Origin of the sequence: Paenibacillus glycanilyticus (assembly GCF_023715145.1) — a bacterium.
Taxonomy (GTDB): Bacteria; Bacillota; Bacilli; order Paenibacillales; family Paenibacillaceae; genus Pristimantibacillus; species Pristimantibacillus glycanilyticus_A.
Window position 1 is genome coordinate 436,926 of the sequence record NZ_JAMBNP010000002.1, and the last position, 14,173, is coordinate 451,098.

The following is a 14,173-nucleotide window of genomic DNA, read 5'->3' on the forward strand; positions in this document are numbered from 1 at the left end:
GTGTTTCCTTAGAAAAAAGAAGCTGTCCCGTTAGCCTCAGGCTAGGGGCAGCTTCTTTTTCGTTAATGAATTAATATTTCTCGCCGTTGGTAGTGCTGCGCTCCACTATAATGGTCGTTTCGGCTTTGATAGACGGATCATTTTTGTGGGTGACCGTGATCTTTACGGTCCCGGCTTTCACGCCCGTCACCCGGCCATTACTGTCTACGGTTGCGATCGATGTATTGCTCGACGACCACTGAAGATCGCTTTTAATATTGGTTTTGCCTGCAGCTGGACTGGAGGCAAGGGCAGCAAACAAATCTTTGTTTTTGCCTATCTGGATCCGGTAACTGCTCTCGAGTCGAAGAGTAACCGTTTTGACGGTGATCTCCTTTTCGGTAACATAGGTTTTTCCGTTCTTCGTATGAATCGTTACTTTAATCTTGGTAATTCCCGGTTTGGTACCGGTAAAGGTCAACGATTTGCCGGTCGTTGAACCTTTCATGGCTGCTTGATCGGTACCTACTGTAATTGCCCATTCATAAGAAACGATCTCGTCAGCGGTTGCCGTGTTCAATTCGACGGAGAGAGTGCCATTTGTTCCAAGGTCTATTGTGCTTGGTCCGGAAATTTGCGGAACAGGATCAATAACCTTAATGACCGCACTGCCCGTCACTCCGCTTCCGTCCTGCGCTTGAACGGTAATGGTAGCTTCTCCGACGCCAACAGCAGTGACAAGTCCGGAGCTGTTCACGGTTGCTGCACTCGAATTGCTGCTCGGCAGCCATGCAATAGATTTATCCGTTGCGTCTGATGGATTTACAACAGGATTAAGCTGATAGGTGGAGCCTACAATCATGGTTGTGCCGGTCAATGCAATTGAAGTTACTTTTTTATATACCGTCAGGGTCATATCTTTCGTATAGGTCCGGTTCTGATCGGTTCCAACGGAAAGGCGGACCGCGGCAGTTCCAACGCTTCTGCCTGTGACGCCAACAACATTATTAGTCGATGAGCTTAAGCTGATATTGCTGCTTCCGGATACAATGCTCCACTGGTAGCTAGTGATTTTCTCATAGTCCGCAGTATACAGATTGCCCGTTAGATTAATAGTGTCTCCTGAAGCGACACGGTCTTGTCCAACGATATTAAGTCCGGGAACAATGGCGTTAACGGCTGCTGTGGCCGTTAATCCACTGCCATCCGTTGCTCTTACGGTGATTTTGGCCGTCCCGGCTGCTACGCCTTTCAAGATGCCGGAGCTGTCTACCGTAACAAGGTCCGGACGGTCAGATTCCCAAATAAAGCGGGAGCTGTAGGTTGCATTGTCCGGTGCATAAGTCGGAATCATTCTCCGGCTGTCTCCGACTAGCAGCGTTGTGTTCGTTAAACTAAGCGACGTCAGTCTGGTTACAGCCTCCAGAACATAACTTGGGAATGTCAACGATCTTGCAGTTTGCTGACCGATATCGTTAAACGATAATACTGCGTTCTGAAGCGGGTACAAGCCGTCAGCGGTTGGCTTAACTCCAATCTGGAAGGATACAGGCGATGCAATATAGCTGCTTCCGCTTAGCGTATACGTGATTTGGTTAAGCGTTCCGGAGACGGTGTAGCCGGTCGCTGCTGTACCGCTTTTTGTCCAGCCGGACGGAAGACTTGTGACTTCCAGCTTCGCAGGCAGCGTTTCGCTGAACGATAGATTTGTGATCTTCATTTTGTCTGCGGGCAAAGCATTGCTCGACTCAATAGCTTTTGGAGTAACGGTATAGGTGAATGTAGCGGTTGTATTGGTCTGCACCCGGTTATCCGTCACATTGCTCGAGACCGTCCGGCTGAGATCAATATTGGATTCTACTTTTACAATTTTGACATTAATGGTCTGGCTGACTACGGCTCCGCTTTTATCCTTGGCGGTAATTTCGACCTTGAGATCTCCACCGTTAGGAAGCGGGTTGGCAACTTGTTCGTTAATAGTGCCGCCCGAAAGCAAGGTCTTGTCTGACAGAACCGGGACAGTCTTGCCGTTATAAGTGAAATTGACCGATGTCTTAAGCTCGCGGTCCGCAAGATCAAAGTCATCTACTTGATAGTTAAGCAAAATATTCTGGTAGGACGGAATAAAGTTATTGCTTGTTGAATTGTACTCGACTGGCGAATTAACCGTCAGCTGAGGTGCATGGTTGGAGCCGATATATGCCCGGTACATCGTGTTAACAAACAACTGCTGCTCCCAATCCGGGAAGCGGCTGTTTGTATGTCCGGAGCCCGAGTAGGTGACGTTCCCCTTCGAATAAGTGTAGTAGGAGTTCCAGCTGTCGCCGGATGTCCGTTTGCCGCCGCTCATGTTATACCAAGGGATAACGCTCCGGTCTTCCAGGTTAAGCGTGTAATACTGGTTATGGGTGCTGGCGACATTTGTAGTGCCGCTTAGCAGGAATGGGAATTGGGTTAACAAACCGTCATTCACTTTTTCCGTTGTTGTTGAAGATTCCGGAGCGCCAAGGCCAAGATCCGTTCTAGGAGCGATCTGACCGGTTATCGTCTGGAATTTATTCAGCCAGTTGCTGCTGTTCGAGTTGCTGCTGTTATAAATCGTATCATGAGTAAACATGACGCTTTGTCCGGTGTTGATGAATTGAATAACGGCCGCGGCGGCATTATTGCTGATCGGAGCGTTATTGTTATAGATGTCGCCAAATCCAAATATCAGCATATCGTATTTGCCGTTCAGAGTGGTGTAACCCGTGTTGTTAAAGGTCGTCATATTCATGACATCAATCGCAATGTTATACGCATCTTTCGTATTGCCGGAGGCAGGCGAGAGGTAGGAAGCCTTCATATTATTTGTATCCTTCAGCGTACTGGCATTGCTGTCCGTAGGCATAACCTGAAGAACCTTGATATTGATCTTTTGATCCTGGAAGCGGTAAACCCCCGAAGCATAATCCTTCAGCTTGGTATTGAAATCAACCGCCTCAAGCCGCCAATATTGAATGCCGGAATAACCCTTGGGCAGCGTGTAAGAGATCGTTCCCGTCGCGCTGTCAGCCTGCTTGGTAGCTACGACCTGCTCGGCACCAAAGGGCAAGGCACTGTCCGTACTGATGTACAGGTTGACCTCGATATTTTTCTGGCTGATATCCCCTACGTTATCAATCGTGTAATTAAAGGTGATTTTGTCTCCCGCCTTGTACTGACTGGCCTGATTGGCCGTATAGTCGGTTGGTTTGCTTGTCACCGTCAATTGCGGACGAATATTGGCTTTCTCGAGCAGATTTGTCTTGCTCATAAAGTTTGCTGCCGAAGAGATATGGGATGAATCAACAAAAATAGCGCTTGTCGTGCTTTGTTTATCTTTGTAAGGAAGGAAGTTTTGCTTCAACAAGGCTTTCGAGCTTGAGCTTAAATCCGCCTGATATTCAATGCCGTTCTTGGTGGAAGAATCATTGTAAAAGATAACCGGCAGCCCTTTGCCAATAAAATCTTTCGTTATCTCATCGGCTTTAAGCTGCGTAATGTCGTTTTGAATGCTGCTTGTATTATGGTTGTTGCTTTGCGTCGTGCCTTGAGATTGCGTGCCTAACAAGGACATATTGTACGGTGTCTTCGTCTTGTTGTCCTTATCAACCAATGTACCTTTTCCTATGTATACCGCATCGTATTTCCCGTCCAAATCATCGCGGGATGCTACAAATTCCTTCATGCTGTATGTATGAATGGTGAACGGAACAGGGGAACTGCTGCCGAGAATGGAGGAAAGATCCGATGTTCCGGATTCGGTTACCTCGAGAATACGAATAGAATCGCGGTAGGAGGTAAGCTTGAATTTCTGGGAGCTCTGAATGGTGGAACCGCTGCTAAGACGCAGACTGCTGCTTGATGAGGTGGTACTCATATATCGGTTCTTGCTTAAAGAGTAGAAAGAAACCGTTCCGTCCGAATTGGATGTGACCGAAAATTTCTGGTTATTGTTCGTATTGGTATCGCTGCTTGCAGTCAGTGAACTGCTGCTGTCGCTGCTCGCTGTCAGATATTTTCTCGTATTGATGGACTTTAAAGTGTAATAGCTGCCGGACTTTTCAAGGACAAATAGTTCCTCTGTCCAAACGTCATCCGAACTGGCAGAAGCCGAGGTGCTGTCCGACGTTACTCTCACGTAGTTCCCTTTTTCGACCGATTTCAGTGCCACAAGACCCAGGTCAAACGTATCCGCTGCTTCAGCTTGTTTCACGGGGAAACCAATAAAAGCGAATAACGTTGCAAGGAGTGTAATGACTAGGGTGATGGAAATTCTTTTCTTAAATTTTACGATTTTCATAGTCCCAACCTCCTGTTTTTACATCTGGTTTACATAGTACAATATACCTAAAATAAATCTTGAAATCTAGTAATAATGAGCTATAATCAGTGTAAGTCAGCAGGTCAATGGATGCAATATATAATATTATAAATTTTGTAAAAAATGGTTGCACAGTTCGATGTTCTCTGACATATTGACACATAATTCGACGAATTTTGATACTGATACCTGCAAGTCTATTGTGATGAGATAAGAGATTGGGGCTGTTAAGAGATGGTGGCTATCAAGAAGAGACTAGGGGATCTATTGGTCGAGAGTGCCATAATATCCGAGGAACAGCTGCAGAAGGCGCTGCAGGAACAGAGTAAATCGAAGCAAAAGCTAGGCGACTTGCTTATTGCGCAAGGATACATAACCGAGCAGCAGCTCATTGAAGTATTGGAGTTCCAGCTTGGAATTCCCCATGTAAGCTTGTATAAATATCAAATCGATCCGGAAATCACCCAGATCATCCCCGAAAGCATGGCCAAGCGTTATCAGGCGATTCCGCTCCACAAGGACGGCGGCAAGCTGATGGTTGCAATGGCAGATCCTCTAGATTACTTCGCGATTGAAGAGCTGCGCATGAGCACGGGCTTCCGAATCGAACCGGCTATTTCAAGCAAAGACGAGCTGCAGCGGGCAATTGCAAGGCATTATGGTCTGCAGGACTCGATGAGTCAGATGATGATTGATCTTCCTACGCAGGAAGAGATCCGAGAGACCGAGATCACCGATGAAGATTCACCGGTGGTCCGTCTCGTGAATCAGATGATACAGCAGGCCGTACAGCTGAGAGCCTCGGACATTCACGTTGACCCGGGCGAGACAAGCGTGACCATCCGTTACAGGATTGACGGCGTCCTTCGAACGGAACGGGCAATCCCGAAGCAGATGCAGGGGTTTATTACAGCCAGACTCAAAATCATGTCCAAATTGAACATTGCCGAGCGCCGGCTGCCGCAGGATGGCCGGATGAAGATGCAGTTTGAATTCAAGACCGTTGATATCCGCGTCTCTTCCTTGCCTACCATTTACGGGGAGAAAATCGTACTCCGGCTTCTTGATCTGAGTACCGGCGTTAAGGCAATCGATCAGCTTGGCTTTAATAACCATAATGTCCAGGTCTTCAAGGAAATGATTGAGCGGCCTTATGGCATTTTGCTTATTACTGGTCCAACAGGCAGCGGAAAAACAACGACTCTGTATTCCGCCCTCAGCCATCTGAACGAGGAAGACACCAATATTATTACCGTCGAGGACCCGGTGGAGTATCAGCTAGACGGCATCAATCAGGTGCAAGTAAGTCCAACGATCGGATTAACGTTCGCAACGGGTTTGCGATCTATTTTGCGGCAAGATCCTAACGTCGTCATGGTCGGAGAGATCCGGGATACGGAAACGGCGGAGATAGCGATCCGCGCTTCCCTGACCGGTCACCTGGTATTATCGACGCTTCATACGAATGATTCCGTCAGCTCCATTACGCGTTTCAGGGATATGGGGGTTGAACCTTATTTGATTGCTTCCTCCCTCATTGGGGTTGTTGCCCAGCGTCTCGTTCGCCGGATATGCAACGACTGTAAGGACGCGCATGAGCCTACCGATCAGGAAAGGCTGTTCTTCAAGAGCCGAGGCATCCACGTTGATAAGCTGTACCGAGGCAGAGGCTGCGGGAACTGCGGCAGTATGGGATATCGCGGCAGGGTGGCTATACATGAAGTGTTACATATCAATAATGAGATTCGCGAGTTAATTACCTTATCCGGTTCGCTGGGCGAGCTCCGCGAGGCTGCTGCGAAGCAGGGCATGATTCAGCTGATGGATGACGGATTGGAAAAAGTCACCAAAGGAATTACGACGCTGCAGGAAGTCCTCCGCGAGACAGTGGCCAATTAAGGGGGAGAACAACATGCATAACGAACTCATCTTAAATTGGCTGAAGCAGACATATGAGCTCCGGGCTTCGGACCTTCATCTATCCGTTGGCAATGTGCCGGCATTCCGGATTAACGGAGAGCTTCGAAAGTTAGGCGACAATATCCTTACCGCGCAAGCCGCAGAGGCGATGGCGGCCAGTCTGATGACAAGTGATCAGGCAGAGAAGCTCCGTTTGAATGGAGAGGTGGATTTTTCGCTAGCTCTGCCGGGGTACTGCCGTTTTCGGATTAATGTGTATAAGCAGAGGGGCTTCGTAAGCCTTGCTGCCAGAACGATTTCAACGCAAATCCCGTCCTTCGAGCAGCTTCAGCTGCCGCCATCGCTAGCCTCGCTGTCAGAGAAGCCTCAAGGGCTGATTCTGGTGACAGGCCCAACGGGAAGCGGGAAGTCTTCTACGCTGGCAGCGCTTATCGATCATATCAACCAGACGCAAGCCAAGCATATTGTCACTCTTGAGGATCCCATTGAATTTGTACATAAAAGCCAGTCATCGGTAATTGATCAAAGAGAGGTTGGCCAGGATACAGGCAGCTTCTCTAGTGGCCTTCGGGCTGCGCTCAGACAAGATCCCGATGTCATTCTGGTAGGCGAAATGCGTGATCTGGAGACGATATCCGCTGCCATTACCGCAGCCGAGACGGGCCATCTTGTACTGGCAACCTTGCATACAACCGATGCGCCGCAGACGATTGACCGGATTATTGACGCATTCCCTGCGCATCAGCAAGGACAGATAAGAAGCCAGCTTGCGGCAGTGCTCGTTACCATCGTCTCGCAGCGTCTGCTTCCGAAGCGGGGCGGAGCCGGCAGAGCTTGTGCGACAGAGATTCTGGTAAATACGCCGGCCGTATCCAATCTGATCCGGACGGAGAAGGTACATCAGATCAAAAGCATTATGCAGACAAGCCGTGCCTTAGGCATGCACACGTTGGAAATGTCCGTGAAGGAGCTGCTTCAATCCGGCGTTATCCATCCATCTGCGGCTAAGCCGTATATGGCGGAAGGAGGCTTCTAATGCCGCAATTTGCTTATCATGTCAAGACGGGCGGGGGAAAGCAGCTGCAAGGAAAGCTGAACTCCATGGATAAGTCCTCGGCGGTCGAGGAGCTGCGCAGGCGGGGACTGACGGTGTTGTCCGTTGAAGAAATCCGCAAAAGCGTATTGTCCACTGAAATTTACATAGGCAATCCGGTTAAGAGCATTCATTTTATTATTTTTTGCCGCCAATTCTCTACGCTTATCCGCGCAGGGGTAACGATTGTAGAAGCAACCAACATCCTTGCCGAGCAGACGGAGAGCAAGCCGCTCAAGAAAGCGCTAATGGAAGTAAGCTCAGCACTGCTGAGAGGGATTCCCTTCTCGCAGGCGGTTCAGGAGCATAAGCGGATTTTTCCGCCGCTGTTCGTCAGCATGATCCGTGCCGGAGAAGAGACGGGTGATCTGGAAGGAACCTTGGATAGGCTGGCTTTGTTCTTTGAAAAAGCTCATACGACCAAGGAAAAGATCAAGTCCGCGATGACTTATCCAACGGTTGTTGGGCTGATGTCTATCGCTGCGGTTATTTATTTGCTGCAGGGCGTTGTGCCGCAATTCGTGACCATGTTCGAATCCTTCGATACGGAGCTCCCGGCTATTACGAAGATCGTTCTGGCATTAAGCAAAAGCTTGTCCCATCAATGGTATTTCTGGGCAATAGGACTAGTTCTCCTCATAGTGGCTTATCAGCTGTACAAGCGAACGGAGCGAGGCAGGTATGTACTCGATTATGCCAAGCTGAAAATGCCTATCTTCGGCAAGCTGGCGCAGAAAGGCGCAATCGCGCAAATGTCGAGGACATTGTCCTCGCTTTACGCAAGCTCCGTACCGGTGCTCCAATCCTTGACGATTGTGGAGGAGGTGGTAGGAAACAAAGTAATTGGCGGATACATACGGAAGTCAGGGGAGTCATTGCGGCAAGGCAATTCCTTGTCGGAGCCGTTCAAGAAAGCTTGGGTATTCCCTCCGCTAGTGACGCAGATGATCGCAGTAGGGGAAGAGACGGGCTCGCTCGATCAGATGCTGGCCAAGATCGCGGACTTTTACGAGATGGACGTCGATAACACGGTTGACCGTCTGAAGTCGCTGATCGAACCGTTGCTCATCGTATTTTTGGCGGGAGTTGTTGGCCTAATCGTTATGGCGATTATTTTGCCGATGTTCACTTTGTATTCAAATGTTCATTAATTCAATGGGCTTTAAGAGCATTACAACATAGAAGAGACAAACAATTAATATTTAGGAGGAAACCATTATGTTGAAAAAAGTGATGAAACGTCTCAAAAAAGAAGAGAAAGGCTTTACTCTGATCGAGCTCCTGGCCGTAATCGTTATCCTGGCTGTTATCGCGGTGATTGCGGTTCCGTTGATTGGTAAGATCATTGATAATACGAAAAAAGATGCGGATGTTGCGACAGCGCAACAATTGTATGATGCAGCAAGACTGTATGTTACAGGTGAACTAGATGGAGACTTTAACGGCAAGTCCGTTACTTTCAAAAATTTAGTGGATGCTGGATATATTGCTTCTAATACTTCATTGCCTAGTACAAAAGCTCAACTGAATGATACTTCATCTGTAGTAACATTTAATGCTACTGGTGAACTTCAAAGCGTTGCACTAAATGGAAAGTCATACACTGCTGCTCAAATAAAAGATGGGAAAGCTCCGGCAACTACAGCAACACCTACCGCGACCTAATTTTACTTAAGTATATCTAAACTCACCAGAAATCCAATCCGATTTCTGGTGAGTTATACCATCACATCGAAAGCGAACCCGCCTATGACTCTATTTCTCACGATCTATCTATTCTTTTTAGGCTTAGTAGTAGGCTCCTTTTATAACGTTGTGGGACTGCGCGTACCGATCAGGCTATCGGTTGTATCGCCGCCGTCGCAATGTCCAAAATGCGGCATGCGCCTGAAGCCGCGCGATTTGATGCCCGTTGTCAGCTACATTTTGTCCCGGGGCCAATGTCGTCAGTGCGGCAAGCGGATCTCTCCCTTGTACCCGATGGGGGAGCTTGTAACCGGATTATTGTTTGTATGGATTTATCTTACCTTCGGAAACAGCTGGGATACGGTAATCGGACTGCTGCTTGTCAGCATGTCGGTGATCCTTACCGTGTCCGATTTGAAATATATGCTTTTGCCCAATCGTATTTTGCTCGTTTTTGCACCCTTCTTTCTTGTGCTAAGATGCTTATTCCCAGCGGGCTCGATCTGGCTTCATATCGGGGGAGCACTCGCAGGAGGCGGCGTTCTGCTGTTGGTTGTCATCATTACAAAAGGTGGCATGGGACTAGGCGACGTTAAGCTGATCTTCTTGCTTGGCTGGATACTTGGCCTGCCTAACCTGATCCCGGCGTTTATACTGGCCTGCTTCTTCGGCAGCTTGATTGGCGGCCTGCTGATGTTGTTCAAGATTGTGAAAAGAAAGCAGCCTATTCCTTTTGGACCGTTTTTGCTGCTAGGCGCGTTATTGTCCTTTGCCTATGGGGATACCCTAATCGATTTCTACCGTTCAATTCTGATGTAGTGGGATGTGATGAAGAATGCTCGACAGCAATAAGCGAGTTGGTCTTACGATCGACCATGGCGGTGTGCGTTATGCGAGAGTAAGAAAGAGAAAAAAGGGCTGGGAAATCGAAAAAACCGGCTTTCTGCCATTTGCCGACGGAGTTATTCTTGACGACCAGTTCACTTCCATCGAAGAACTGCGAACCAGTCTCAAGGACTGGGTTAAGAAAGAAAGACTGAACGGCACATCGATTACGCTAGCCATACCAACCTCGCAAATTATTATCCGGAAGCTTCAGGTCGGAACCGTCCATCCGAAAGAGCTTAACCAGCTTATTAATCTGGAAGTGGAGACAGCGCTTCATCTGCCGTTTGAAGATCCCGTCTATGATTATATTGCGGCCGGCTCGGCCGAGCAGTCTACGGATGTGCTGGTGTACGCTTCTCCGCAAAAATGGATCAAGCAATGCATCGAACTGCTTGAAAGCGCAGGGCTGAAAGTAAAAATTGCCGAGCTGGCATCAACGGCTTTTGCCAGAGCGATTCAAGCCCGGTATAAAGATTCGCTCGAGAATACCATGCTCATTCATCTGGATAAAGCAAATGTTGAAGTCTATATGTTCCATCAGGGACATCCGGTCTTTATGCGGGTTATTAACGAATATGACTACAGCGGCTCTGAGGACGGAATGTTCACCCCGGAGCTGATCTCCAGCATTAACGCGGAGATTTCCCGCTTGCTCAGCTTTTATCAATACAGTATTCATGACGGTCAGGCACGCATTGTTCAGGCTATCATTGCCGGAGAGCTGGCAGGGCGCACCCAGCTGGCAGCCGAGCTGCAGCAGGCGCAGCCGGACATGAGAGTCGAGACCGTCGAGCTGGAATCGCCTCTTCGCAAGAGGGTACGCAGAAAGCTTGACGAGTATATGATTCCGTTTGGCCTTGCCATTCGCGAGAAGACCAGCCCGGGCATTAACCTGATGCCGGAGAAGGTCAGGAAGACGAAGCAGATTCCGGCCAAGCTGTTAATAGCGGGTATTGTGTGGCTGCTTTGTCTTGGAGCTATTCTGGCTCTGAACACGAACAACAGGCTTCAAATCTCGGATTATGAGCATACGGTACAGGTGTTAAGGGATAAAACCTCTTTGCTTCAGCAGCAGCTTTCCTCGCAAAATACGGAGGCGGAAGCCGACAGCGATCCGCAAGCCGTTGTGCAATTTATTAATGAGCATAGGCAGGATGCCGCTGCCGTGTTGGACGAATTAACGAATCATCTTCCGTACGGCTCCAGGATTACGGCGTTGGAATACAACAACCCCGGCAGGCTTGCGCTCACATTCAAAAGCGCGGATTTAACCGCGTTGTCGACCTATTTGACAAGCCTTCGCGCGATGACATTCGCAGGCAGCGTAGAGCTGCAGTCTTTTGCCGATAATAACGGACAATGGTTTGGAAGCTACGAGATTACCTGGAAGACGGCGCCTCCGGATACCCAAGAAGCGACGGGAGGGACGGATAATAATGGATAACACGAAAAACCGCTCGCTAGGCTTAATCATTATGATGCTGCTCTTCCTTGTCCTGCTGCTCCTGTATGTCGCCTTGCTTCAGCCGTCCAGCAGCAAGCTGTCGGATCAGAAGGAGCTTGCCAATCAGACCGAAATGCAATTAAACGCGCTGCAAGCCAGCGTAAACAAACAAAATGACGGGAGCAGCCTGCCGGAGCGGGACATTCAAGCCGCTCTGCCGCTATGGGATAATTCGGAGCAGCTAGTGGTCACGATCAAAAGCTTAAGTCAGCGGACAGGGGCGAAAGTCAACAGCGCAACCATGGATCTGCCCGGCGACAATAAGCTGAATGCCTTCACCGGCGTCAGCGACCCGTTATATCCTACCGTCAAGGAAGTCAATGTCCACGTCTCCCTGCTTGGCACTTATGCGCAAGTGAAGGGATGGATGAGCCAGCTTCAGCAGCAGCAGCGTCTCATTGTTGTGAATGCCTTTACCCTGCAGCAAACGGACAGCGGGATAAATACGGCGGAGCTGTCCTTTACCGCTTATTTTGACCCATCCTATGAACAGATGCTGAAGGATCCAATCCTGCCGGCAAAGGCAGATTAAGAGAAGATAGACAGCAGTAACGGCGCTCTTTGCTCGCAGGGAGATCCGTGCTGTTGTCTTTTTTTATGACGGGGATTATTCATCGGTTCTTCATGCAGGGATGGTTTGATTGTCATACTATTGTCATAGGAAGTCAGGCGAGAACGGTTGTTAGGGGTAACGAAAACGGGCATAATGGAAATTAGTGAAAAAATACAGAAATGAGGAACGGCAACATGAGTTATAACGACCGTTTCATTCGGGCATGCCGGAAGGAACTTGTAGACCGCGTACCGGTGTGGTACATGCGTCAAGCAGGACGATATGATCCTGAATACCGTAAAATCAAAGAGAAATATTCTCTTCTTGAAATTTGCAGTCAGCCTGAGCTTGCGGCAGAAGTAACGATGATGCCGGTACGCAAGCTGGGCGTGGATGCGGCTATTTTATATTCGGATATTATGAACCCGGTCGCTTCGATCGGGATTGATTTCGACATTGTCGCCAATGTCGGGCCTGTGATTGCGAACCCGATTCGCACGGCAGCCGACGTTGAGCGGTTAAAGCCGATTGACGTGGAAGGCGATCTGGGCCATGTACTGGAGACTATCCGTATATTGGACCGGGAGCTTGAGGTTCCGCTTATTACTTTCGCGGGAGCTCCTTTTACGATTGCCAGCTATCTGATTGAAGGCAAGCCTTCGAAAAATTATTTGCGCACCAAAGCGCTCATGTACAGCGAGCCCAAAGTATGGTTCAGCCTCATGGACAAGCTTGGCGACATGGTTATCGCGTATTTGCGCGCCCATATGGCTAATGGCGGCAAAGCGTTCCAGCTGTTCGACAGCTGGGTTGGGGCACTCACGCCGGCTGACTTCAGCAAATTCGTGCTGCCGACGATTGAAAGAATTTTCGCAGAGCTGTCGGATCTGCCGCAGCCTAAAATCTACTTCCCGGGCGTAAGCTCAGGCGAGCTTCTGCCGGAGCTGCACAATTTGCAAGCTGATGTGATTGGTCTCGATTGGCGCGTAACGATTCCGGAAGGCCGCCGCCGCCTAAACGGCAAGTTCGCGGTTCAGGGCAATCTGGATCCGGTTATTCTGACCGCGCCTATGAGCGTCATTGAATCGTATGCGGCAGAAATTATTGACCAGGGGCTTGAGCAGCCGGGCTTTATATTTAATCTGGGTCATGGCTTGTTCCCGGAAGCTTCACTTGAGAAACTGACAGAGTTAACGGCATTCATTCACTCCTATTCGGAGAAAGCTATTGCAGCGCGAGAGGGGAAGGAAACGAGTCATGTCTGAGATCCATAACAAGATTGGTGTCCTTGTCATGTCCTATGGGACACCACAAAGCCTGGATGATGTCGAAACCTATTACACCCATATCCGCCGCGGCCATGCGCCAACGCCGGAGCAGCTCAAAGAGCTGACGGACCGTTATGAAGCGATTGTTGGCGGGGTATTCCCGCTGCGCGAGAATACCAACGGACAAGTGGCAGGACTGCAGGATAAGCTCGAGCAGCTTGCGCCCGGCCGTTATGTCTGCTACCAAGGCTTGAAGCATGCCGTTCCCTATATTGAAGACGGTGTGGAGCAAATGGCGCAAGACGGCATCAAAGAAGCGGTGGGAATCGTGCTTGCGCCGCATTATTCGGTCATGAGCGTAGGCTCTTATATCAAACGCGCGCAGGAAAAAGCAGCCGAGCTTGGCATCAAGATGTCGTTCGTCAAGGAATATCATCTTCATCCGAAGCTGCTTCAGGCTCTTAGCGAGCGCGTAACGGACGGTTTACAGCGTCTGGCCGCATCGTCCGGTAACGCTAAGCCGGTTAAAGTGTTATTCAGCGCCCATAGCCTTCCGGAGAAAATCCGCGAGATGGGCGATCCGTACGAGCAGCAGCTGCTTGCCACATCGGAGGCGGTTGCAAAGCTGGCTAACGTCGACGAGTCGACTTGGCAGTTCACTTGGCAAAGCGCGGGACGCACAAGAGAGCCTTGGCTTGGGCCGGACATTCTGGATACGCTGAAGACTCTTGCGGATGATGGGGTTAAAGCCGTGCTGGTAGCGCCAGTCGGATTTGTATCCGATCATCTGGAAGTGCTGTACGACCTCGATCTTGAAGCCAAGCAAGCTGCAAGCGAGTTGGGAATTACGCTGGAACGCATTACGATGTTGAATAAAGATCCCCTATATATGGAAACGTTAGCTGAATCGGTACGGACTGCCGGTTCTTTGGAATAG

General features: G+C 49.4%; 10 protein-coding genes. 9 read left to right on the plus strand and 1 reads right to left on the minus strand.

Features of this window, described 5'->3' with window-relative positions:
• Window positions 1-70: 70 nt before the first annotated feature.
• Window positions 71-4,303 (minus strand): DUF5057 domain-containing protein, encoded by a 4,233-nt coding sequence (locus M3194_RS07205; protein WP_251652753.1) that lies wholly within the window; start codon window positions 4,301-4,303, stop codon window positions 71-73.
• A 255-nt stretch (window positions 4,304-4,558) separates the two neighbouring features.
• Here M3194_RS07205 and M3194_RS07210 point away from each other — a divergent pair, with 255 nt between their 5' ends.
• The 9 genes from M3194_RS07210 to hemH all read left to right on the plus strand — a co-directional run bounded on the left by M3194_RS07210 (window position 4,559) and on the right by hemH (window position 14,173).
• Window positions 4,559-6,223, plus strand: a complete 1,665-nt coding sequence (locus tag M3194_RS07210) for a GspE/PulE family protein (RefSeq protein WP_251652754.1) — start codon at window positions 4,559-4,561, stop codon at window positions 6,221-6,223.
• Between the two features lie 13 nt (window positions 6,224-6,236).
• Window positions 6,237-7,280, plus strand: coding sequence for a type IV pilus twitching motility protein PilT (locus M3194_RS07215; RefSeq protein ID WP_251652755.1), 1,044 nt, complete (start codon window positions 6,237-6,239; stop codon window positions 7,278-7,280).
• The gene (locus M3194_RS07220) at window positions 7,280-8,488 is read left to right on the plus strand and encodes a type II secretion system F family protein (RefSeq protein WP_251652756.1); all 1,209 of its coding nucleotides are present in this window, start codon (window positions 7,280-7,282) and stop codon (window positions 8,486-8,488) included. Before M3194_RS07215 ends, M3194_RS07220 begins: the two co-directional genes overlap by 1 nt.
• A 67-nt stretch (window positions 8,489-8,555) precedes the next feature.
• Window positions 8,556-9,002 (plus strand): competence type IV pilus major pilin ComGC, encoded by a 447-nt coding sequence (locus M3194_RS07225; protein ID WP_251652757.1) that lies wholly within the window; start codon window positions 8,556-8,558, stop codon window positions 9,000-9,002.
• Between the two features lie 84 nt (window positions 9,003-9,086).
• The gene (locus tag M3194_RS07230; RefSeq protein ID WP_251652758.1) at window positions 9,087-9,842 is read left to right on the plus strand and encodes a prepilin peptidase; all 756 of its coding nucleotides are present in this window, start codon (window positions 9,087-9,089) and stop codon (window positions 9,840-9,842) included.
• A gap of 16 nt (window positions 9,843-9,858) precedes the next feature.
• Complete coding sequence (gene pilM / locus M3194_RS07235) at window positions 9,859-11,355, plus strand: pilus assembly protein PilM (protein WP_251652759.1); 1,497 nt, start codon at window positions 9,859-9,861, stop codon at window positions 11,353-11,355.
• Window positions 11,348-11,947, plus strand: coding sequence for a GspMb/PilO family protein (locus M3194_RS07240; RefSeq protein WP_251652760.1), 600 nt, complete (start codon window positions 11,348-11,350; stop codon window positions 11,945-11,947). The genes pilM and M3194_RS07240 overlap by 8 nt, the downstream gene beginning before the upstream one ends.
• Window positions 11,948-12,162: 215 nt before the next feature.
• Window positions 12,163-13,233 carry a uroporphyrinogen decarboxylase gene (gene hemE / locus M3194_RS07245; RefSeq protein WP_251652761.1) on the plus strand — a complete coding sequence of 357 codons (1,071 nt, stop codon included), beginning with the start codon at window positions 12,163-12,165 and terminating at the stop codon, window positions 13,231-13,233.
• A complete protein-coding gene (gene hemH / locus M3194_RS07250; RefSeq protein ID WP_251652762.1) occupies window positions 13,226-14,173 on the plus strand; it encodes a ferrochelatase in 948 nt (315 codons plus the stop codon). The genes hemE and hemH overlap by 8 nt, the downstream gene beginning before the upstream one ends.